The following is a 21,424-nucleotide window of genomic DNA, read 5'->3' as shown; positions in this document are numbered from 1 at the left end:
TGGCCGGCCAGGTCATGGACGGCGACGATCCTTCGGGCGGTCAGGACGCGGGCCCGGATCCGGCCGGGTGCGAACTCCGTACCGTGCAGGGTGTTCGAGGCGACCGGGGAGCGTTCCAGCGCGAGATCCGACAGCCCCCGGAACGCCTCGGGGCGCGCGAGGGTCCATACGCGCCGGCGTGCGGGCATGAAGAGCACCCCGTCGCCCGGCCGCGCGACCTCCCGTACCGCTCGTGCGACGGCGTCGGCGTCGTTCTGGCGGCTCTGCGGGGTCCGCAGATACGCGCCCACCGGGAACAGCGCCGCCAGCGCCGCGCCCGCCGCCGCCACGGTCACGGCGCCGCGCAGCGCGCGCGGCCGGGTCGCCCGGCGCCGGATCCGGTCGAGCGCCGCGCCCACCAGCAGGGCGAGGCCGATGGTGTACGAGAGGACATAGCGGTCGACGTACAGCGGCCGTACCGGGGTCAGCAGGATGAGCAGTACGGTCGGGAGGATCAGCAGGGGGAGCGCGAGCGTCCGCAGCTCGACCGGCCGCCCCGCACCGGGTCCGGCACGGTCCGCCACCCTGGCGCACAGCAGGCCCAGCAGCGCCGCCGCCACGAAGCGTGCCGTCTGCCAGAGGTCGGGAAAGCCGATCCAGTCGACCTGTCCGGCCTGCGTGGTGCTGAAGGCCGCGAGCGGCAGCAGCCCGACGCCCACACATCCGGCCGCGATGCCCCACTCCCGGATCACCGCGCGCGGCAGCCCGGAGCGGAACACCGTCGCGCCATGGGCGAGCAGGGTCACGACCGCCAGCTCGTGGAGCAGACAGGCGATCAGCAGGACGGCGGCGTACGCGCTCCAGCGGAGCCCGCCCCGCCTGCCGATCGCGGTCAGCAGCAGCCAGGTGCTCCAGGTGATCAGCGCACACACCAGCGCGTACGAACGTCCTTCCTGCGCGTACCGCTGCACCGTCGGGATCAGCGGAAAGGCCAGCCCGGCCAGTACTCCGGCGCGTGGCCCGGCGAGCGTCCGCCCGATGAGGGTGACCCCCACCGCCGCCATGGCCACCGCCAGGACGGACGGCAGTCGCAGGGCCGCCTCGGCGCCGTCCCACAGCGCGAACACCCCGTGCATGAGCAGGTAGTGGAGACCGTGCACGGCGTCGGCGTGGCCCAGCGTGTGCCAGATCTGTCCGACGCTCCGGTGCGCCATCTCGTAGGTGACCGCCTCGTCGCCCCACAGCGTGTTCCCGCGGTCGATTCCCCACAGCCCGAGGAGCAGCGCCACGGCGAACGGACCGAGGACGAGGGCGATCGTGTGACGCGACGACCGCTCGCGCGGCTCCGGTGTCCCGAGCGCGGCCTCAGGACCGGGACCGAAGGACGGCGAGGTGTGCTGTGCGGAGGGGATGGCGGGCTCCGTTCACCGGTTCGGATCTGGTGCTCCTCGCGGGGACACAGATCGACCATGCGTGCCGTGCGGGATGTCCGCGAGCAGGAGGCGGCCAATGGGCCGCATCCGGGAGCCGGGAGGCGGCCCGCGGACCCGGCCGGCGGATGGCCGGATTCCGCGACTCCCGGTCCGAGGGCCCGGCGATGCCCCATGATGGGCCGGCCATGTCGTGTTCGCGGATCCACCGCACCCGCACCGCGCGCCGGACCGGTCGAGCGTCCGGGTCCCGCGTGCCGGTGGCCGTCGTCCGTGCGGCGGTGTTCACCGTGACCGGTGTGGTGCTCGCGGTCACGGGACATCATGTGGTCTCCGGCCATCCGGTGCCCTGGCGGGCTGTGCCGCCCGCCGCCGCGGCGCTCTTCGCCCTCACGCTGCCGGCCGTGCGCACATCGCCGTCGCGCCCGCCGTCACGGTCGTGGCCACTGCCGCTGCCCTCGGTGATCGCGGCGACCGGCACGGCCCAACTGGCCCTGCACCTCTGGCTCGTACGGGTCTCGGCCCCGGGCGCGCCCGCGCCGCACGGCGCCGCGGGCCACGGCGCCGCGCACGGAACGTACGAGGCGTGGCACGCCGGGCGCCACGGGCTCTCCATGACGGCCGCCCATGTCCTCGCGGCGCTGCTGGTGGCCTGGTTCCTCCAGCGCGCCGACGCGGCCTGTCTCGCCGTCTGCCGGAGCGCCGGCGGTGTGCTCGGCGCGCTGCTGGTACGGCTCCTGCGGCGCGCTCCCACCCGGCCGTTCCCGTCCGCGCCCCGCGTCCCGCGCGCCGTAGGGACGCGTGCGCCGCCGCCTTCGCACGGCTCTCCGATACTGGCGCACGCGGTGGTACGCCGAGGGCCGCCTCCGGAGCACGCCCCCGCCCTCTGAGCCCGGGGCGCGCTCCGGCGTGCCCGTACCGCCCCACATCACCATGGGAGTCATCCGTGTTCCGTACCACCGCTCCGGCGTGCGCCGTGCGCCGTCTCTCCGTTCTCACCGCGGCCGTGCTCGCGGCCTCGGTCGCCCTCGCCGCTCCGGCGTCCGCCCATGTGGAGGTCGAGGCGCCGGGCGCCGCCGCCCTCGCCGAGAACGTCACCCTCGCCTTCACCGCGGAGACCGAGTCCGACACGGCGGGGATCACCGCCCTGGAGGTGATCCTGCCCGACGGCGTCGCGCCCGCCGACATCACCTACGGAAAGGGTCCCAAGGGCTGGCGGCTCGCCGCGACCGCGCGGGGCTACACCGTCTCCGGACCGGCGATCGCCGTCGGCGGGGACGCCGCGTACACCGTCACCGTACGGCAGCTTCCGGACGCCGAGTCCCTGGCGTTCAAGACCCTCCAGAGCTACGACGACGGCCGCGTCGACCGCTGGATCGAACTGGAGGAGCCCGCGGACGGCGGGCACGGCAGTCCCGCGCCGACACTCGCGCTCAGGCCCGCGGCGCCCGGAGCCGAGCCGGTCGGTACCGGCCCGGCCACCGAGCCCACCACGGGATCCTCCGCCGACACCTCACCGTCCCCCTCCGACGACCCCTCCGACGCCGCGGCCGGGCCGGCAGCCGCGACGGACGACGGCACACGTCCTCTGCTGTTCGTCGGACTCGGCGTGGTGGTCGTGGTCGCGCTGGCCGGCGGAGCCTGGTGGTTCAGGCGCCGCTCGGGGGCCGGCTCCGTCTGAGCCGGACATGAACGCCCCTTGACGGCGATGCCGTACGGACGGGCCCGTGGCGAACGGGCCCGTCCGCACGTGAAGACCTCCGGATTTCTCTTGTTGTGTACATGACAGGATCGCTACGGTGTGGCGGGCCGCGCCACACCGGCGTGACCCGTTCACCGGACCCTGCGCCGGATCGGCCCCCCACGCGTGTGTCATGGGAGGGCACGTGCCCGGCCCGGAACGAGAGAGACACGCGATGCGCCAGAGACGGCAGCTCCACCGTTCACTGACCGGAGTCCTGTCCACGCTCGTCTGCCTGGGGCTGACGGTGACCGCGCAGCCCGCGGGGGCGGCCGGCACCCGGGCATCCGCGCGCGCGGCGTCCGAGGAGGTGTCCGGGGAGATCTCCTGGCGGGCGGATCTCTCCCGCGTCGACACCGACGACGTGAACGTGCGCCACACCCGGGGCGCCCTCGCCGTCCGTCAGCGGGACTTCCGCACCACCGCCGAAGGGGGCGAAGCGGGATACGGCTCCCAGGTCCTCCCGCCCAGAACGCTCGACCGTCCCGTCAACCGCGTCCGGGCCGAGCTCTCCGCCGAGGTCCCCTCCGGGGCGCGGGTCGCCGTCGAGGTCCGGGGGCGCGCCGAGGACGGCTCCTGGACCGAGTGGCGCGGGACGGAGGCGGGTCCGGAGGCGAGCGCGGTGTCCCTGCCCCGTACCGTCGTCGCCGTCCAGGCCCGCATCACGCTGTGGGACAAGGCCGGACAGGCACGGGTCCAGGGGCTGCGGCTGACCGCTGACCGGGGCCCCGAGCCGCGTACGCCCCGGGCCGCCGCCGCCTTCAGCGCCCGGGTCTTCGCCACCCGTGAGGGACTGGTCGGCGGGACGACCGCCAACGGCCATGTCATACAGCCCAACGACCACTTCGTCGCCCTGCCCTCCCGGCGCGGCCTGTCGCCCAACGGCAGCGGCCAGTACTCCGTCCAGGTGTGCGGCCCGGCCCGCTGCGAGACCGCCCCGGTCTGGGACGTCGGCCCGTGGAACATCCGGGACGACCACTGGAACCCCTCCTCGGTCCGCGAGAGCTTCAAGGATCTGCCGCAGGGCAGGCCGCAGGCGCAGGCCGCGTACGAGAGCGGCTACAACGGCGGCCTCGACGGCTCCGGCCGGCGGGTGCTCAACCCGGCCGGGATCGATCTCGCCGACGGCACCTTCGCCAATGTCGGGCTGAGGGACAACGGCTGGGTGACCGTCACCTATCTGTGGACCGGCACCCAGACGGGCAAGTCCTTCCCCACCTGGGGCACCGCCGTGCGCATCCGGCAGCAGGCCACCACCGCGTCCGCAGAGGTGGCGCGACTGGCCGGGCCCACACGGGTGAATGTCTCGTGCCAGGTCCACGGCCAGCGCGTCACCGTCGACGGCATCACCAATGACGCGTGGTCCTATCTGCCGGACTACGGCGGCTACATCACCAACATCTACATCGATGTCCCCGAGCAGTGGCTGCCGGGCGTCCCCCAGTGCTGAACGCGCGCACGGCACGTCCTGCGCTCCGGGAGGCTCCCGGGGCGCAGGACGGTGCGGGCCGTTCCCCGGGGCGCCTCAGGACGGGAAGCCGCTGCTCCGCCAGGTCTCCCCGTCGGCGGTGACGCCCAGCGCCTCGTACCCGTCCTGGGTCTCGATCCAGGAACGCGCCAGATCGCCCATGGCGAAGGCGGCGGTGGCGAAGGCGTCGGCCCGGGTGAGATGAGGCCCGGTCACGGTGACGGACAGCGACTGGGAGGCCGGCAGACCCGTACGCGGATCGATGATGAGGCCACTGCGTTCCGCCGATCCCGAGGTCGCGACGGCCAGCTCATGGCCGTGGACGACCGCTATGAGCTGGTCCCGCAGGACCGGATGGGCGATACCGACCCGCCAGGCCAGGCCCGGCGAGGTCTCGCCCCGGAGCTGGAGATCGCCTCCGGCGTCGATGTAGGTGTTCCGCGCTCCGGCCGCGTACAGCTTCTGCGAGACCCGCTCCACCGACCATCCCATCACCAGGCCGGACGGATCGAGCCGGCCCTGCGGAACGGCGGTGAAGAACCCCTCGGTGTCCCGTGCCGCCTCGTCGCAGAGCGCAAGGACCTCCGCCACCTCGCCCGGGCACCGGTCCACGGTCGTCTCACCGCGCGTGAGCCGGTTGACGGCGCTGTCCGCGCGGAACGTGGAGAACAGCGCGTCCATCTCGTGCAGCCAGGCGACACTCCGTGTGACGGCCTGCCCGACCTCCTGCGTGACGGGATCGTGGATGTCGAACGAGAACACCCTCCCCATCACATGCTCGAAGTGGCGCAGACCGGGATGGGGGCTGTGTCTGCTCTGCGGGTCCTGTTGAGTGATCACCAGGGGTCCCTCTTTCGGAGGCGGGCTGTCCGCAGGACACGGAAGCACCACCCTGACAGGACGCCCTCTGAGAACCCTCTGAACACCGGCGGGGGACACCGGCGGGCCCCGGCGGGCGGACGGGCGCGACGCGCGGACGCGGACGCCGGCCTGCCCGCCTCGGCGATCGCGGCGCGAGAAGCTGGACCCACCATGGAGAAACACGCCGAACACGCCGATCACTCCGCCTCTCCCGTCCTGAGCAGGCCCGACGGCGCCCCGGTGCGCGTCCTCGTCGTCGACGACGAGCCGGACCTGACCGAGGTCCTGTCCGGAGCACTGCGCTACGAGCGATGGGAGGTGCAGAGCGCGGGCGACGGCCGGTCGGCGGTCCGCGCCGCCCGTACGTTCCGCCCCGACGCCGTCGTACTCGACTGGATGCTGCCCGACATGGACGGCCTTCAGGTCCTGCGCGAGCTGCGGGCCACACTGCCCGACGTCTGTGTGCTCTTCCTCACCGCCCGTGACACCGTCGAGGACCGGATCGCGGGCATCACGGCGGGCGGTGACGACTATGTCACCAAGCCGTTCAGCCTGGAGGAGGTGCTCGCCCGGCTGCGCGGACTGCTGCGCAGGGCCGGTATGGCCCGCGAGCCGGGCGGCGACCGGCTGGTGGTGGGCGAACTGGTGATGGACGAGGAGTCGCACGAGGTCACCAGGGCCGGGGTGGCGGTGGACCTGTCCCGCACCGAGTTCGAACTGCTGCGCTTCCTGATGCGCAACGCCCGCCGGGTCCTGTCCAAGGAACAGATCCTGGACCGGGTCTGGTCCTACGACTTCGGTGGCCAGGCACATGTCGTCGAGCTGTACATCAGCTATCTGCGCAAGAAGATCGACGCGGGCCGGACACCGCTGATCCACACGGTGCGCGGTGTCGGTTACGTACTGAAGCCGGACGCGTGAGCGGCGTGCGGCGGGCGAGCGCCGCCGGCCGCGCGGGACGGGCCCGGCAGGCCGTGGCGGCGCTGCGGAGCCTGCCGGGTCGGCTGCCCCTGCCCCGCACCCTCCGGGCACGGCTGACCACCGGACTCCTGCTGCTGCTCGCCCTCGCCTGCCTCGCGGTGGGCGTGATCACGGTGCTGGCGCTCGAACGCTTCCTGATGGCCAGGCTCGACCATCAGCTCGCCGTCGCCGACGGACGGTTCGCCGCGAGCCTCCAGCACAAGGAGAACGGAAACGACAACGACAACGACGACAACAACGACGACGCGAATCCCGACACCCGGGGCCAGGCGGAGGGCACCTTCGGCGCCCGGCTGCTGTTCGGCGTCGCCACCGAGGCGTCGATCGTGCACAGCTATACGCATGTGCCCGTACCGCTCACCCGCGCGGACCGCAGGACGCTGGCCGCCGTACCGCCGGACGGCAGGGGACACAACATCGCCCTCTCCTCCCTCGGCGCCTACCGGGTGGTCGCCGAGCGCGGCCACGGGGGCGACACGCTTCTGACCGGACTGCCGCTCAGACGCGTGACGGACACGGTGCACCGGCTGGAAGCGGTGGAGACGGCGGTGTTCGGAGCCGCGATCGTGGTCACCGGAGTGGCGGGCGCGTTCTGGGTGCGGCTCTCCCTGCGCCCGCTCAGCCGCGTCGCCGCGACCGCCACCGAGGTGACCCGTATGCCACTGGCCAGCGGCGAGGTCGCCATGCCCGGCCCGGTGCCCGACACCGACAGCCGGACCGAGGTCGGCCAGGTCGGCGCCGCGCTCAACCGGATGCTCGGCCATGTCGGCGACGCGCTCTCGCGCCGTCACGCCAGCGAGGAGCGGCTGCGCCACTTCGCCGCCGACGCCAGCCATGAGCTGCGCACTCCGGTGGCCACCGTGCGCGCACACGCGGAACTCGCCCTGCGCCACCCCGAGTCCGTACCCGACGACGTACGGCACGCGCTGGAGCGCATCCAGTACGAGAGCGAACGGATGAGCGGCCTGGTGGAGGACCTGCTGCTGCTGGCACGCCTGGACGCGGGCCGCCCGCTGGCCCGCGCCACCGTCGACCTCACCCGGCTCGCCCTCGACGCCATGAGCGACGCGCGCGCCGCCGCGCCGGAACACCACTGGCTGCTGGAGCTGCCCAGTGAACCGGTGACGGTCACCGGCGACGAACACCGTCTCTACCAGGTCGTCGCCAATCTCCTGGGCAACGCCCGTACGCACACCCCGCCGGACACGACGGTGACCTTGCGTATCGCCGCCCACGAGGACCACGCCGAACTCACCGTGAGTGACACCGGGCCCGGTATCCCCGAGGAGCTCCAGCCCGAGATCTTCCAGCGGTTCACCCGCGCCGACCGCGCCCGGTCCAGGACCACGGGCGAGGGAACCACGGGCGGCACGGGTCTCGGCCTGGCGATCGTCGCCGCGGTGACCGCCGCCCACGACGGCACGGTGGACGTGACCAGCCGTCCGGGCCATACCGTCTTCACCGTACGGCTGCCCCTCGCCGGGACCGGATGACGCAGACCGCGCCTCCCGGTCGGTGGAGAAGTGCGCCGGGCGACGGGTAGTGTTCACGGCGTGCCGGCCGAGCGACGACCCCCGCTGATCCCGTGCGATCGGCTGATCCTGCGCGATCCGCACTCCGGCGGCCTCCCGGCGGGCGGCCCTCACGCCGTCGGTCCCGTAGTTCCCATGCCTCCCCGGACGCGGTGATCCGGGCCGTGCCGGAGGAGGCCGACGCGAAGGCGGTTCCCGCGTGAAGCTGACCATTCTCGGCGGAGGCGGGTTCCGGGTGCCGCTCGTGTACGGAGCGCTCCTGACCGACCACGCCGAAGGCCGGGTCACCCGGGTCACCCTCCACGATCTCGATCCCGCCCGGCTCACGGCCGTCGCCCGGGTGCTGGCCGAGCAGGCCGAGGGCGTCCCCGACGCGCCGGCGGTGACAGCCACCACCGATCTCGACGAGGCGCTGCGCGGCGCCGACTTCGTCTTCTCGGCGATCCGTGTCGGCGGGCTCGAAGGGCGCGCGGCCGACGAGCGCGTCGCCCTGGACCTCGGTGTCCTGGGCCAGGAGACCGTCGGCGCGGGCGGTGTCGCGTACGGACTGCGCACCGTGCCCGTCGCCGTCGACATCGCGCGGCGCGTGGCCCGGCTCGCACCCGACGCCTGGGTCATCAACTTCACCAATCCCGCCGGACTGGTCACCGAGGCCATGTCCCGCCGGCTCGGCGACCGTGTCATCGGCATCTGCGACTCGCCCGTGGGGCTGGCCCGGCGCGTCGCCCGCCTCCTGGGCGCCGACCCGGACGAGGCGTCGGCCGACTATGTCGGTCTCAACCATCTCGGCTGGCTGCGCGGACTGCGGGTGGCCGGCCGTGACGAACTCCCCCGGCTGCTCGCGGACACCGAGGCGCTGGGCTCCTTCGAGGAGGGCAGGCTCTTCGGCCCCGAGTGGCTGCGCTCCCTGGGCGCGATCCCCAACGAGTATCTGCACTACTACTACTTCAACCGGGAAGCGGTACGCGCCTACCAGGAGGCCGAGCAGACACGCGGCGCGTTCCTCCGGGACCAGCAGGCCCGTTTCTACGACGAGATGGCCCGTCCGGACGCGCCGGCGCTCGCGACCTGGGACCGTACCCGCGCCGAACGCGAGGCCACGTACATGGCGGAGAACCGCGAGGCGGCGGGCGTCGGCGAGCGGGACGCCGACGATCTGGAGTCCGGCGGCTACGAGAAGGTCGCCCTCGCCCTGATGCGCGCCATCGCCCGCGACGAGCGCACCACGCTCATCCTCAATGTCCGCAACCGCACCACCCTGCGGGTGCTGGACGAGGACGCGGTCGTCGAGGTGCCCTGTCTCGTGGACGCGAACGGCGCCCATCCGCTCTCCGTCGCGCCCCTGCCCGACCATGCCACCGGCCTGGTGTGCGCCGTCAAGGCCGTGGAACGCGAGGTGCTCGCCGCGGCCGGGAGCGGCTCCCGCGCCGCCGCCGTCAGGGCGTTCGCCCTGCACCCGCTGGTGGACTCGGTGACCGTGGCCCATCATCTCGTTGACGGTTACACAAAGGCGCATCCCGGTCTCGCGTATCTGAACCGCCCGTAAGGGGTGTCCCGTGGTCCCCGCGTTCGGGCGGCGCCGCGGCGGGCCCCGGCGACGGGCGAGGGGCGGTCCGCCGACCGTTTGCCCCTCGTCGGCGCCCGCCGCACGCTGGATACATGGCCTCTCCCGCTTCCGCCGCCTCTCCCGCGGCCGTCCCCGACGCGCTGAGCGCCTGGGCCGTCGAGACGCCCGGCCCGGTCGCCACCGGGCCGCTGGTCCGAATCCGCCGCCGCACACCGGTCCCCGGCCCCGGGGATCTGCTGCTGCGCGTGGAGGCCTGCGGTGTCTGCCGTACGGATCTGCATCTCGCCGAGGGAGATCTGAGCCCTCACCGGCCGTCGACCGTCCCGGGCCATGAGATCGTCGGCCGGGTGATCGCCACCGGCGGTTCGGTGACCCGGTTCCGCACCGGCGACCGGGCCGGCGGTGCCTGGCTGCGCGGCACCTGCGGAACCTGCCGTTACTGTCTGGCCGGCCGGGAGAACCTCTGCCCCTGGTCCGGCTACACCGGATGGGACGCGGACGGCGGCTTCGCCGATCTGACCGTGGTGCCCGAGGCCTTCGCCTATCCGCTGCCCGCGTCCCAGGACCCGGTCCTGCTCGCGCCGCTCCTGTGCGCCGGGATCATCGGCTACCGGGCGCTGCGCCGCAGCGCGCTGCCCGAGGGCGGGCGGCTGGGACTCTACGGATTCGGCGGCTCGGCCCATCTCGCCGCCCAGGTCGCTCTCGCCGAGGGCGCCACCGTCCATGTGCTGACCAGGTCGGAGCGGGCCCGCGAACTCGCCCTGGAGCTCGGCGCCGACTCGGCGGGGGACGCCTACGACAGTCCGCCCGAGCCGCTGGACTCGGCGATCCTGTTCGCCCCCGTCGGTGATCTCGTACCGGTGGCGATGGAGGCCCTGGACCGCTCCGGCACGCTGGCCGTCGCCGGGATCCACCTCACCGACATTCCCGTACTGAACTACGACCGCCATCTCTTCCAGGAGCGGAACCTGCGCAGTGTCACCTCCAACACGCGCCACGACGGCCGGGAGTTCCTGGCGCTCGCCGAGCGCATCGGCATCCAGGTCACCACCACCCCGTACCCGATGAGCAGGGCCGACCGGGCGCTCGCCGATCTGGCGGGCGACCGGGTACAGGGCGCCGCCGTGCTCGTACCGGACGCGGACTGACACCCGCCCCGGCACGGCGCACACCCGGCGCCCGCCAGGACACCTGGGCACGGCTCACGCGCCGGGCAGGTCCAGCCAGCGGGCCGTACCGGGCGCGATCGTGTACGCCCGGCCACCGAGCACCACCCGCACCGGATCCGCGTCCGACGCCGGGACACCGACCCGTACGCGCTCCGCACGGATCCGCAGATCCACGTCCCAGTCGTTCCGGTAGCGGATTCCCACCCGGAACTTCGAGAGCTGCGGCAGCGGAGCCGGATCCAGCCACACCGCGTCCTCCCGGGTCTCCAGACCGGTCAGACCACGCTGGACGAAGTCCAGGGTGCCCGCCATCGCACCGAGATGGATGCCCTCCGCCGTGGTGCCTCCCTGGACGTCCGCCACATCACCTGTCAGCGCCTCCCTGGCGTACGTCCACGCCTCGTCCCGGTGGATCCGCGCCAGCACCCACGCGTGGACCAGCGCGCTCAGCGTGGAGCCGTGGCTCGTACGGCGCTCGTAGTAGTCGACGGTGGTACGCCAGGAGTCGTCGTCCAGCCGGTGCCCGAGCCGGCGGAGGAGGCCGGCGAGTTCACCGGGCGAGAAGAGATAGCCCAGCATCAGCACATCGGCCTGCTTGGACGCCTGGTAGCGGTTGACCGAGTCGCCCTCGGCCTCCAGGATCCGGTCCAGCCGCCGGATGTCGCCGTACCGCGCGCGATACCCCGCCCAGTCCAGCTCGGCGAGATCCCCGTAACCCGCGAACTGGCTGATGACACCGCGGTGGAAGGGCACATGGAGCGTCCGCGAGATGTCGTCCCAGCGCTCCGGCTCGTCCGCGTCGAGCTGGAGCCGCTCGAAGAGCCTGCGGCGGCGCGAGGCGGGCAGGGTGGCGCAGAGCTCGCCCGCCCGCGCCAGCACCCAGGCCGCGGTGACATTCGTGTAGGCGTTGTCGTCGAGACCCGGAGCCGTCGCTCCCGGATAGCCGTCGTGGTACTCGTCGGGACCCATGACACCGCGGATGCGGTACCGGGCGAGGGACGGGTCCCAGGCCGCGGCGCTCGCCCAGAACCGGGCGATCTGGAGCAGGGTCTCCGCGCCCTTGGTGTGCAGGAACGTCAGATCGCCGCTGGCCTGGCAGTACTGCCACACGTTGTACGCGACGGCCGAACCGACGTGGTGCTGCAGTCGTGAACGGTCCGCGAGCCAGCGGCCCGAGAGCGGGTTGAGATGCACCTCCTGGGTCTCCTCGCGCCCGTCGCTCCCGCTCTGCCACGGATACATCGCCCCCAGCCGGCCCGCCTCCCGCGCCGCGCGGCAGGCCGCGGGCAGCCGCCGGTGCCGGTAGTCCAGCAGCCCCCGGGAGACCTCGGGGAAGTGCAGATTCAGAAACGGCAGCACGAACAGCTCGTCCCAGAAGACATGCCCCCGGTACGCCTCGCCGTGCAGCCCCCTGGCGGGCACCCCGACATCCAGTTCGGCCGTGTGCGGGGAGAGCGTCTGAAGGACATGGAAGAGGTGCAGCCGCAGGATCCGGCCCGCCTCTCCGGGCACGTCCAGGGCCGCGCGGCGCCAGATGTCCTCCCAGGCCCGGCGGTGCGAGGCCAGCAGCCGGGCGAAGCCGGGCGCCCGCCGTGCCTCCTCGACGGCGGCGGACCGGGGATCGCTGATCGCCGCGTCGCGTGAGGTGTACAGCGCGACCGTCTTGTCGACGGTGACGGTCCTTCCGGGCGCCACGGGGATCAGCAGCGTCCGGAGGGCCTGACGCTCCGTCAGCCGCGCGGTGGAGGTGACGGTCTCGCCGGAGGCGGCGGCGCGGGTGCGCGCGGCGAGCGCGACGCGGATGTCCGAGGTGACCGTGCGGCAGCGCAGCCAGTCGGTGTCCGCGTGCCCGGTGCCGGTGTGCCAGTGGGTGAGATGCCGGTTCGCCAGCTCGCCGTACCGCTCGACCCCGGTGTTGCGTACATCGCCGTCGAGCGCCGACTCCACCTCGACGCTCCCGGCCCATCCGTCGGCGGTGAACGAGGTGCGCTGCGCCGCCAGATGCGGCTCGCCCATGTGCACCAGCCGGCACTGCTCGACCGCCAGCCGGCGCCCGGCGCCGACCTCGTACACCGACCGGATGACGAGCGTGCCCTGCCGCAGGTCCAGGGTCCGCCGGTGGCCGGTCAGTTCGGCCCGGTCGGGGGAGAGCCATGGTCCGGGCCCGGCTCCCTCGGGGTGGACGCGGTAGCGCAGAGGCAGCCAGTCGGGCAGATTGACCAGGTCCTCGTTCTCGATCTGGTGTCCCGCCACGGTCGAGACCAGCCGGTTGTAGCAGCCCGCCGCATAGGTGCCGCGATAGTGCGCCGGTCCCGACGAGGTCTCGGACACCGCGCCCCGGGTCGCGAAGTACCCGTTGCCCAGCGTGCACAGGGCCTCGCGCAGCCGCTCCGACTCCGGCTCGTAGCCCTCGTACGTCCAGCTCCAGCCGTGCATGGTCAGTGCCCGCCGCTCACAGGCGGGTCGTGGGGTGGATCTCGCTGTCCACGGGCACCGGCTGCCAGGTCCAGTCGGTCACCTCGGGCAGGTCGACGCCGTGCTCACGGATCCAGGAGTGGTGCCTGAGCCTGGCCTCCTCCATCGCCTGCCGCACATGAGTGGCCCGTACGGCGAGTCCCGGTACGCGGTCGATGACATCCATGACCAGCCGGTAGCGGTCCAGATTGTTGCGGACCACCATGTCGAAGGGCGTTGTGGTGGTGCCCGACTCCTCGTAACCGCGTACATGCAGATGCTCATGGCCGGCATGGCGGTAGGCGAGGCGGTGGATCAGCCAGGGATAGCCGTGGTAGGCGAAGATCACCGGCTTGTCGCGGGTGAACAGCGCGTCGTACTGGCTGCCGGACAGTCCGTGCGGATGCCGTGTCTCCGGCAGCAGCCGGGCCAGATCGACCACATTGACGACACGGACCGCGAGCCGGGGAAGATGGCGGCGGATCAGCAGGGCGGCGGCCAGGACCTCCTGGGTCGGGACATCGCCCGCGCAGGCCAGCACCACATCCGGTTCCTCGCCCTCGCGCTCGGTACCGGCCCACTCCCACACCCCCGCGCCACGGGCGCAGTGGGCCCGCGCCTCGTCCAGCGTGAGCCAGTCGTAGCACGGCTGTTTTCCCGCCACGACGACATTGACGTAGTCCCGGCTGCGCAGCACATGGTCGGCGACACAGAGCAGGGTGTTGGTGTCCGGCGGCAGATAGACCCGTACGACCTCGGGCGCCTTGTTCAGCACATGGTCGATGAAGCCGGGATCCTGGTGGGAGAAGCCGTTGTGGTCCTGGCGCCAGACGTGCGAGGTCAGCAGATAGTTGAGGGAGGCGACCGGGCGCCGCCACGGCAGGGTACGGGAGACCTTCAGCCACTTGATGTGCTGGTTGACCATCGAGTCCACGATATGGACGAAGGCCTCGTAGCACGAGAACAGACCGTGCCGTCCGGTCAGCAGATAGCCCTCCAGCCAGCCCTGGCAGGTGTGCTCGGAGAGGATCTCCATGACCCGGCCGTGCCGGTCGAGATGTTCGTCGACGCTCAGCGTCTGAGCCTGCCAGGCCTTGCCCGAGGCCTTGTAGAGGGCCTGGAGCCGGTTGGACGCCGTCTCGTCCGGGCCGACGACCCGGAAGTCACGGCGCTCGCTCGTGGCCTCCATGACCGCTTCCAGCAGATCGCCCAGTACCCGGGTCGGTTCATGCAGGCCGGCACCGGGCCGGTCGACCCGTACGGCGTACGGCTCCAGGGCCGGCACGGGCAGCTCGCGCAGCAGGAGACCGCCGTTGGCGTACGGGGTGGCGCCGAGCCGCCGCGTGCCCTCGGGAACGCACGCGAGTACCCGCGCCCGTGGCCGGCCCTGGCCGTCGAAGAGCTCCTCGGGCCGGTACGAGCGCAGCCACGCCTCCAACTGGCGCAGATGCTCCGGATTCTCGCGTACGGCGGCCAGCGGCACCTGATGCGCGCGCCAGGTCCCTTCGACCGGCAGTCCGTCCACGGTGGCGGGACCGGTCCAGCCCTTGGGCGTACGGAGGACGATCACCGGCCAGCGGGGCCGCGCGGTGGCGCCCTCCAGCCGGGCGGTGCGCTGGATCAGCGCGATACGGTCCAGCGCGCTGTCCATCGCCCGGGCCATGGCGCGGTGGACGGTGTGCGGGTCGTCGCCGCCGACATGCAGCGGCTCATGGCCGTAGCCGCGCAGCAGCTCGTCCAGCTCGGGCTCGGGGACACGGGCGAGCACGGCCGGATTGGCGATCTTGTAGCCGTTGAGATGGAGGATCGGCAGCACCGCGCCGTCGCGCACCGGATCGAGGAACTTGTTTGAGTGCCAGGACGCCGCCAGCGGCCCGGTCTCCGCCTCCCCGTCGCCGATCACGCACGCGACCAGCAGATCCGGACGGTCCAGCGCGGCGCCGTAGGCATGGGAGAGCGAGTAGCCGAGTTCACCGCCCTCGTGGATCGAGCCGGGCGTCTGGGGCGCGACATGGCTGGGCACGCCGCCGGGGAAGGAGAACTGGCGGAAGAGCCGGGCCATGCCGTCCCGGTCCCGGCCGATGTCCGGATAGACCTCGGAGTAGCTGCCCTCCAGCCAGGCGTTGGCCAGGACCGCGGGACCGCCGTGCCCGGGCCCCCAGACGCAGACCGTGTCCTGGCCCCTGGCCCTGATGACACGGTTGAGATGGGTGTGCACGAGATTCAGCCCGGGGGACGTACCCCAGTGGCCCAGCAGCCGCGGTTTGATGTGCTCAGGACGCAGCGGCTCGGTGAGCAGCGGATTGCCCATCAGATAGATCTGGCCGACCGCCAGATAGTTGGCGGCCCGCCAATGGGCCACCAGAGCGTCCAGTTCCTCGTCGGTGACGGCGGCCGTGACCGTGGTCCGCGCCGGCGTGCTCGCCTCGCGCATGGCTCTCCTCCGCGGCTCGTGGGTGTCGTGGTCAGCCTTGTCGGGGGCGATCGGTGCCCGTTGGGTCCTGATGTCAAACGGCCGGTGTCCGGCCGGGCCCCGGCGGCTGCCGGGCGTACGGAGGTCCGGCGCCGGTCGGCCCGGCGTACCCGGGCGAGGGACCCCAGGGCCGTCCGGGCCGCGCCGTGGGCCCGAACGGGTGGCGGAGGGTGGCGCTCGGGCCGGGCCCGGCGCGGGCGGACGACCGTACGGGGCGCGCCGGGAGACAGCACGGCCCGGCGCGCCCGTACAACTTTCCGACAGTCCCGTGGGTCCTGATGACGAAAGCCGTATCTCCTGACGTTCCGACATTCCGACTTTCTGGCCAATTCGAACAGCTCGATCAGCACGAACAGCTCAAGAAGCTCGAACAACTCGACCCATGGGAGACGTCATGACCGGACGCCTGACCCTGACCCGTCGCCTCATCACACCGTTCCTCGCCGTCTTCGCCCTTGTCGCCGCGGGTGCGGGGCCCGCGCATGCCGACGAGTCGGACGCGCTGTGGATCGCCGTCCCGTACGAGATGACCCTGCTCGGCACGGACGCAGACGGCAACGCGCCCACCAGAACCCTGACCATCGAGCTCTCGCACGACAACACGAACATGGTGGTGCCCGCGGGCACGCTCACCGTCGATGTCACCGAGCTGGCGGACCTCGCCGAGATCACCTGGCCCGCCAACTGCACCGAGCGGATCGGCGGAACGGGCCAGGACCGTACCGTCACCGGTGACTGCTCCTTTCCCGAGCTGTCGACGGACAGCTACGTCCACGGGGCCGAGATCGGGATAACGGCCACGTCCGCGGCCGTCGAGGGAACGGTCGCGACGATCAGGTCCACGGCCGTCGCGGGGGATCTGACGGCGTATCCGGCCGAGACGACCGTGACCGTGCTCAACGGACCCGATCTGGGCCTCGTACAGGCACCGAACCGGACCGGGGTGCGACCGGGAACCCCTGTCGACGTGCCCATCACCCTCACCAACAACGGCAACCGCACCGCCGACCGCACCCTGCTGACGCTGTTCGCCTCGCACGGCGTGGACTTCGCCTCGCGCCACGAGAACTGCGAGTACACCCACGAGGGCGCGCCGGCCACTCCCGTCGGCACCTGGGCCCTGTGCGTACTGGACGAGCCGGTCGCTCCCGGCCGGACCTCGTCCCTCGACGCGGGCGCGCTGCGGGCCAAGAGGAGCGTCCTCTACGACCGCTTCGACTACGGGGTCGAGCCGTACTCGGACGAGGCGCTGGAACAGGCGCGCGCGGGACGCCCGTTCGTCCGGGGCCACGGCGCCGAACTCGATCTGCGCGCGGCGGGTGCCGCGTCTCGCGTGGCCGCGGACGACGACGTCGACACCTCCGACAACAACCGCTCCGTGCTCATCAAGGCCGTCAACACCGCGGATCTGAAACTGATCGGCGGCAAGGTCGCGGGAGCGGCGGGCGAGACCGTCACCGCTTCGGTCACGGTGAAGAACCGCGGTCCGGCATGGGTGGCCTCGCTCGGCGCGGGTGAGCCGGTGGCGACCGTGGACTTCACCGTTCCGCGCGGGACGGCCGTCACCGCCAAGCCGGAGGAGTGCTACGCGCTCGACGCCTCGGGTGAATGGCGGGAGGAGCAGCTCGGCGCGCCCCGCTACCGCTGCACGACGCCCAACGTCCTGCACGAGCGGGCGAGTCACACCTTCCCGTTCTCGCTCCGTGTCGACCGTGTCGTGCCGGGCGCTCGTGGCAAGGCGGTCACCCTCAACGACCGGCCGGACCTCAGGATCAGGGACTTCGACCCGAACCTGGCCAACAACAGGGCCGCTGTCGTGGTGAACGGCTGACCGGCCGACGGTTCGGCCTGCTGACCGACCGGGTCCACCGGCCGGACGAGCCGCCGCCGTGGTACGGGGGTACGGCGGCGGCTCAGACGCACCGGTAGACGAAGCGCGTGACGGCCGTGTGCCGGGACGGCGAGGTGATCCGCAGCTCCGCGGTCGCCCGGTACTCGCCCCGGCCGCGGAACGTCCACAGCAGGCGCAGCCGGGCGGTCTTCTGACCGCGCGTCACCTTCTCGCGCAGCGGACCCGAGGACGTGCCGTCGCCGCGCACCCAGCGGTAGGTGATCGTGCCGGGGCGCCCGTTGGTCCGCACCACGCCGACGATGTCCGACGTACCGTCACATCCTGGCCCGCGTAAGGCGGTTCCCACGGACACGTCCTGTACGGCGAGGGCGGGCCCGTACCGTTGCCAGGCGAGGAACACCACGACGGCGAGCAGGACCGCGGCGGCGAGCGCGTACCGGCGTGGTCCCCCGGAGCGGCGTCCGGGGACCGCCGGCTCCGGCCCGGGCGGCCGTCCGGGCGGGGCGCCGTGCCAGAGGGCGGCGGCGGTGGTGGTGTTCTCGTGGTGCCGGTCGCGGACGGCGGCGGTCACTCCGGGACCGAAGCGGAGGACCTGGCCCTCGACACGGTCCGGCGCCGCCTCCGGCAACGGAGCCGGGGGACCTGGTGCGGGGGACGAGGCGGTGGTCGCCGGCTCCGGAGCGCGCGTCGGATCCGGTGCAGGGTCGGGCCCTTCGGACCAGTGGCTGCCCAGGACGGTCGCGCTGTAGGTATCGGGACCGGGACCGCCGGCGGGGCGGGTCTCGTCGCCACTCCCGTGCACGGTCTCGGTCTCGTCCTCCAGGCGCTCGGGGTTCGCGTCATCGGGGTGGTAGGGGATTCGGGGATCGCTCATGAGATCACACACCGCCGGATCAGGATCTGCTGGGAGGAGGCGCCGCTCGCCGCCGCCGGATCGGTGGTCGCCCGTACGCCCCAGTAGCAGCCCTGCCGCTGGAAGGTGTGGTCGAGCGGGATCGTGTACCGCGTGGCGCCTTCACGCCGGAAGGTCTGTGAGCCGTCCTGGGCGCCGAGTTCGCCGGATGCCTCGGCGGCGAACCAGGTGACGACGACCGTGACCGGCCCGGTGCTGTCCGTCGCGATGTCGACGGTGGCGGTGGCGCTCGTCGTACCCGTCTGCCGCAGGCCGGTGACGGAGACGGACTTCACGTGTACGGGATCCGTCGTCGGCGCCGAGGACGTCGGTGTGACCGAGGGGGCGGACGACGACGGTGGAGCGGGCGGCGACGGCGGCGCCACGGGAGGTGTGGAGGTACCGGTCGTCCCGGCGGTCGCGCTGTCGGTGACCGAAGGCGACGAGGGCGACGCGGGAGACGAGGGCGGGCCGCCGGGAGAGGCAGCGCCGGTCGGCGACGGGCTCATGGAGTCGGCCGGTCCGGCGGACACGGCGGCGCCCGGACCCGTGCCGGTGGCCTGGACCGGGCCCGCCGTGGTGACCGCCCGGGCCGTGGTCCGGCCCTGGCCGTCTTCCACCGCTCCCACCGCTCCCACCGCTCCCGCGGCGACGGCGGCCACGGCGGCGACGACCAGTGCGACGGCGGCGGCCAGGGTCCCTCTCAGACCGGGCTTCCAGCTACGGCCTCGCCCGCCGCCGCGCCCTCCGCCCTCACCGCGTCGTCCTCCACCGCCCAGCTCCGTGGTGGCCGACGCGGTCGTGCCCGCGGGCCGGCCGGCCGCGTACGGGAGAAGCAGCGGCAGCAGGGCGGCGAGCGCGGCGAGCTTCCGCTGTCCCCGTTCCTCCCAGTCCGGGCCGTAGGCCGTCCCGGCGATCTCCTCCAGCTCCGCGACGAACACGTCCGCGTTGTGGGGCCGTTCCCCGGGCTCCTTGGCCAGGCCGCGCCGGATCAGCGGACGCACCGGTTCGGGCGCCTCCTCCTCGGGAACGGGCGCGCCGATGTGCTGGAGCGCCAGCTCGGCGAAGTTGTCGCCGGAGAACGGCTTGCGGCCGGTGAGGCATTCGTAGAAGGTCGCCGTCGCCGCGTAGACGTCCGCCGCGGGGGAGGCGGGCTCTCCGTTCCACTGCTCCGGGGCCATGTACGCGGGAGTTCCGGCCACGCCCGGGGTGCTCCCACGGCCCGTGGCGATACCGAAGTCCACGAGCTTGGACGAGCCGTCCGTGGCGACCAGGACGTTCTCCGGCTTGTAGTCGCGGTGGACCACCCCCGCCCGGTGGGCGGCGGCCAGCCCCAGCAGCGAACCCTTGAGCACCACGAGCGCCGCTTCCGGACCGGTGGGTCCCTCCTGCCGCAGCAGTGCGCTCAGGGCGACGCCGTCGACCAGCTCCATCACGATGGCGGCGCCCCGCGGTGCCTCGACATACTCGTACAGACCCACCACATGGGGTGTGTCGAGGCCGCTGAGCAGGCGCGCCTCGGCCCGGAACGACCGGAGGAACGCGGAGTCGGCGCGCAGCCGTTCGCTCAGATACTTGACGGCGACGGGTACACCGGTGGTGTCGTGGACGGCGAGGACGACCCGCCCACTGCCGCCGGAGCCCAGTTCGCGGTACTCCGTGTACCCGGGCACGGACCAGGCGTTCATTTCTCCCCCTCGGCGTCGCCGCCGGTCGCCTGTCGCGCGACGGCGGACGGTAGCCCACACCCTGTCCCCATGGCAGACACAAATCCGCCATGTCCGGTTCCCGGGCGGAATCGGAATGGGGCAGCGCCCACGGCGACGGCTCCGTACCCGCGCCCCGCCGTCGCTTTTCTCCGATCATCCGTTCGGGAGTAAAGTTGACATACGGGGTCGGAGCCCCGGCCTCGAACGAAGTCACGACGTCCAAGGGGTTTCCATGGCCGACACCGACTTCTACACCCGCGACCGGCCGGACAACCCCGAGCTGCCGGAGGACCGCCCTCGCGGACGTTCGGAGAGTTACGTTCCGGAACACCACCGCATACGGACCACCACGCTCCTTCTCATCGCCTTTGTCGTGCTGGTGCTGGTGGGCATCTTGCTGTTCCCCTGAGTGCGGAGTTCCCCTGAGTTCGGCGTACGAATACGACCTGCGGTCGTGTGTACCGCGTTCGCCCGTCCGCCCGGCTGCTGACGTCGCCTCGCATCACAGAACGCCCGGCCGGGAAATCCCGGCCGGGCGTTCCGCGCGGACTGCCCGGACCGAATCCGTCAGCAGTGGATGTCAGCAGTGGATATGGATGCTCTTCCAGCCGAACGACGCGTTCCGCTCCGAGTCGCCCCGGAACGTGTAGTGCCCGTGACCCCGGGGACAGTCGCGGTCGTTGAACATCGTCGCGTCCTGTCCGCGGTGGTCGAAGTAGTAGGAGCCGCGCTTGCCCTCGTCGAGATTGCTGCAACCGCAGGCCAGGATGTGCTGGGGCTGGCCCTTCTGGTTCGACTGCGGATAGCCGTACCAGTCGCTCGCCAGCGCGGCTCCGGACGTCAGGGCCAGCACGGCGGACGTCACGGCCGAGGTGACAGCGAGACGCAGGGTGTGACGGTTACGCATGGCAACTCCTCTGGTTGACCAAAAACAGAAGATGACTTTGCGCTTTCATGTGAACACGAAGTGTGATGAGAGTGCGAACGGAACCGCCGCAGTCGGGGTAGGCCCAGGTGGCATGCGGATGCGCCCTTGCGGCGTGGAGTGCAACCAGGGCGCGGGCCCGGCCGTCCTCCTTGTGAGGGGGAACACATGGGGACCGCGCGCATCCTGCTGCCACCGCTGCGGCTGCTGGCCCGGATCAGCGTCCGGACGGGCGGGCCGCTGCTCGGCGCCGCGCTGACACGGTGTCTGACGCCCGGTTGGGTGCTGCTACGGGCGCAGCCGACGACGCGGCGCCTCGCCTGGAGCGAGGAGGCCGTAGCCGTGTTCCGTGCCCTCGGCGCCGGCGAAGGCGGGCGCGGGGGCGGGCGCC

The 21,424-nt window shown here is 72.5% G+C and carries 18 protein-coding genes; 12 read left to right on the top strand and 6 right to left on the bottom strand.

All coding sequences use genetic code 11. From position 1 onward, the window contains the following. The first annotated feature begins 186 nt into the window (after positions 1 to 186). From BFF77_RS36730 to BFF77_RS09895, 5 genes are all read left to right on the top strand, one after another. A complete protein-coding gene (locus tag BFF77_RS36730) occupies positions 187 to 435 on the top strand; it encodes a hypothetical protein (protein ID WP_245703337.1) in 249 nt (82 codons plus the stop codon). A 36-nt stretch (positions 436 to 471) separates the two neighbouring features. Further along, complete coding sequence (locus BFF77_RS38150; RefSeq protein WP_425424364.1) at positions 472 to 1,125, top strand: hypothetical protein; 654 nt, start codon at positions 472 to 474, stop codon at positions 1,123 to 1,125. Positions 1,126 to 1,669: 544 nt separating this feature from the next. Beyond that, positions 1,670 to 2,299 (top strand): hypothetical protein, encoded by a 630-nt coding sequence (locus BFF77_RS09905; protein ID WP_141698405.1) that lies wholly within the window; start codon positions 1,670 to 1,672, stop codon positions 2,297 to 2,299. A 56-nt stretch (positions 2,300 to 2,355) separates the two neighbouring features. Beyond that, positions 2,356 to 3,090 carry a DUF1775 domain-containing protein gene (locus BFF77_RS09900; protein ID WP_066946506.1) on the top strand — a complete coding sequence of 245 codons (735 nt, stop codon included), beginning with the start codon at positions 2,356 to 2,358 and terminating at the stop codon, positions 3,088 to 3,090. 235 nt (positions 3,091 to 3,325) lie between these two features. Next, positions 3,326 to 4,600, top strand: a complete 1,275-nt coding sequence (locus BFF77_RS09895) for a hypothetical protein (RefSeq protein ID WP_066946504.1) — start codon at positions 3,326 to 3,328, stop codon at positions 4,598 to 4,600. Positions 4,601 to 4,675: 75 nt separating this feature from the next. Here BFF77_RS09895 and BFF77_RS09890 read toward each other — a convergent pair whose 3' ends face one another. After that, on the bottom strand, positions 4,676 to 5,458 hold the full coding sequence (locus tag BFF77_RS09890; RefSeq protein ID WP_342671220.1) for an FAD:protein FMN transferase: 783 nt from the start codon (positions 5,456 to 5,458) through the stop codon (positions 4,676 to 4,678). Positions 5,459 to 5,650: 192 nt separating this feature from the next. On the opposite strand from BFF77_RS09890, the gene BFF77_RS09885 reads away from it, so the two are divergent. From BFF77_RS09885 to BFF77_RS09870, 4 genes are all read left to right on the top strand, one after another. Continuing rightward, the gene (locus BFF77_RS09885) at positions 5,651 to 6,400 is read left to right on the top strand and encodes a response regulator transcription factor (protein ID WP_066946501.1); all 750 of its coding nucleotides are present in this window, start codon (positions 5,651 to 5,653) and stop codon (positions 6,398 to 6,400) included. Positions 6,401 to 6,453: 53 nt separating this feature from the next. After that, positions 6,454 to 7,953, top strand: coding sequence for a sensor histidine kinase (locus tag BFF77_RS09880; protein ID WP_107422129.1), 1,500 nt, complete (start codon positions 6,454 to 6,456; stop codon positions 7,951 to 7,953). A 238-nt stretch (positions 7,954 to 8,191) separates the two neighbouring features. Continuing rightward, positions 8,192 to 9,538 carry a 6-phospho-beta-glucosidase gene (locus BFF77_RS09875; protein WP_066946498.1) on the top strand — a complete coding sequence of 449 codons (1,347 nt, stop codon included), beginning with the start codon at positions 8,192 to 8,194 and terminating at the stop codon, positions 9,536 to 9,538. A 113-nt stretch (positions 9,539 to 9,651) separates the two neighbouring features. Continuing rightward, on the top strand, positions 9,652 to 10,707 hold the full coding sequence (locus BFF77_RS09870; protein WP_066946496.1) for a zinc-binding alcohol dehydrogenase family protein: 1,056 nt from the start codon (positions 9,652 to 9,654) through the stop codon (positions 10,705 to 10,707). 54 nt (positions 10,708 to 10,761) lie between these two features. Here the strand turns inward: BFF77_RS09870 and BFF77_RS09865 are convergent, their stop codons facing one another. Together BFF77_RS09865 and BFF77_RS09860 are read right to left on the bottom strand one after the other, a co-directional pair. Continuing rightward, positions 10,762 to 13,164: a glycoside hydrolase family 65 protein gene (locus tag BFF77_RS09865; protein WP_066946493.1), complete on the bottom strand. Its 2,403-nt coding sequence runs from the start codon at positions 13,162 to 13,164 to the stop codon at positions 10,762 to 10,764. Between the two features lie 16 nt (positions 13,165 to 13,180). After that, positions 13,181 to 15,616 carry a phosphoketolase family protein gene (locus tag BFF77_RS09860; protein ID WP_066946490.1) on the bottom strand — a complete coding sequence of 812 codons (2,436 nt, stop codon included), beginning with the start codon at positions 15,614 to 15,616 and terminating at the stop codon, positions 13,181 to 13,183. A 433-nt stretch (positions 15,617 to 16,049) separates the two neighbouring features. Here BFF77_RS09860 and BFF77_RS09855 point away from each other — a divergent pair, with 433 nt between their 5' ends. Further along, entirely contained in the window at positions 16,050 to 17,486 is a 1,437-nt protein-coding gene (locus BFF77_RS09855) for a COG1361 family protein (RefSeq protein WP_066946533.1), read from the top strand. 82 nt (positions 17,487 to 17,568) lie between these two features. Here the strand turns inward: BFF77_RS09855 and BFF77_RS09850 are convergent, their stop codons facing one another. Together BFF77_RS09850 and BFF77_RS09845 are read right to left on the bottom strand one after the other, a co-directional pair. Then, complete coding sequence (locus tag BFF77_RS09850; RefSeq protein WP_245703336.1) at positions 17,569 to 18,381, bottom strand: hypothetical protein; 813 nt, start codon at positions 18,379 to 18,381, stop codon at positions 17,569 to 17,571. Further along, complete coding sequence (locus BFF77_RS09845; RefSeq protein ID WP_066946487.1) at positions 18,378 to 20,087, bottom strand: serine/threonine-protein kinase; 1,710 nt, start codon at positions 20,085 to 20,087, stop codon at positions 18,378 to 18,380. The genes BFF77_RS09850 and BFF77_RS09845 overlap by 4 nt, the downstream gene beginning before the upstream one ends. A 253-nt stretch (positions 20,088 to 20,340) precedes the next feature. Between BFF77_RS09845 and BFF77_RS35545 the strand changes: the two genes are divergently transcribed. Beyond that, positions 20,341 to 20,517, top strand: a complete 177-nt coding sequence (locus tag BFF77_RS35545; protein WP_169922644.1) for a hypothetical protein — start codon at positions 20,341 to 20,343, stop codon at positions 20,515 to 20,517. A gap of 171 nt (positions 20,518 to 20,688) precedes the next feature. Here BFF77_RS35545 and BFF77_RS09840 read toward each other — a convergent pair whose 3' ends face one another. Further along, entirely contained in the window at positions 20,689 to 21,015 is a 327-nt protein-coding gene (locus BFF77_RS09840; RefSeq protein ID WP_066946484.1) for a MiAMP1 family antimicrobial peptide, read from the bottom strand. Between the two features lie 186 nt (positions 21,016 to 21,201). Between BFF77_RS09840 and BFF77_RS09835 the strand changes: the two genes are divergently transcribed. Next, a partial coding sequence (locus tag BFF77_RS09835) for a hypothetical protein (protein WP_141698404.1) occupies positions 21,202 to 21,424 on the top strand: 223 nt, incomplete at its 3' end.

It is taken from the genome of Streptomyces lushanensis, assembly GCF_001700515.1.
GTDB classification, from domain to species: Bacteria; Actinomycetota; Actinomycetes; order Streptomycetales; family Streptomycetaceae; genus Streptomyces; species Streptomyces lushanensis.
The sequence above is the reverse complement of the archived record's forward strand: the minus strand, read 5'-3'. Positions and strand labels throughout refer to the sequence as shown.

Coding starts and splice junctions, on each gene's coding strand:
- BFF77_RS36730 (WP_245703337.1), top strand. CDS start 187: ATGAAGAGCACCCCGTCGCCCGGCCGCGCGACCTCCCGTACCGCTCGT.
- BFF77_RS38150 (WP_425424364.1), top strand. CDS start 472: ATGAGCAGTACGGTCGGGAGGATCAGCAGGGGGAGCGCGAGCGTCCGC.
- BFF77_RS09895 (WP_066946504.1), top strand. CDS start 3,326: ATGCGCCAGAGACGGCAGCTCCACCGTTCACTGACCGGAGTCCTGTCC.
- BFF77_RS09885 (WP_066946501.1), top strand. CDS start 5,651: ATGGAGAAACACGCCGAACACGCCGATCACTCCGCCTCTCCCGTCCTG.
- BFF77_RS09870 (WP_066946496.1), top strand. CDS start 9,652: ATGGCCTCTCCCGCTTCCGCCGCCTCTCCCGCGGCCGTCCCCGACGCG.
- BFF77_RS09865 (WP_066946493.1), bottom strand. CDS start 13,164: ATGCACGGCTGGAGCTGGACGTACGAGGGCTACGAGCCGGAGTCGGAG.
- BFF77_RS09860 (WP_066946490.1), bottom strand. CDS start 15,616: ATGCGCGAGGCGAGCACGCCGGCGCGGACCACGGTCACGGCCGCCGTC.
- BFF77_RS09855 (WP_066946533.1), top strand. CDS start 16,050: ATGACCGGACGCCTGACCCTGACCCGTCGCCTCATCACACCGTTCCTC.
- BFF77_RS09850 (WP_245703336.1), bottom strand. CDS start 18,381: ATGAGCGATCCCCGAATCCCCTACCACCCCGATGACGCGAACCCCGAG.
- BFF77_RS09845 (WP_066946487.1), bottom strand. CDS start 20,087: ATGAACGCCTGGTCCGTGCCCGGGTACACGGAGTACCGCGAACTGGGC.
- BFF77_RS35545 (WP_169922644.1), top strand. CDS start 20,341: ATGGCCGACACCGACTTCTACACCCGCGACCGGCCGGACAACCCCGAG.
- BFF77_RS09840 (WP_066946484.1), bottom strand. CDS start 21,015: ATGCGTAACCGTCACACCCTGCGTCTCGCTGTCACCTCGGCCGTGACG.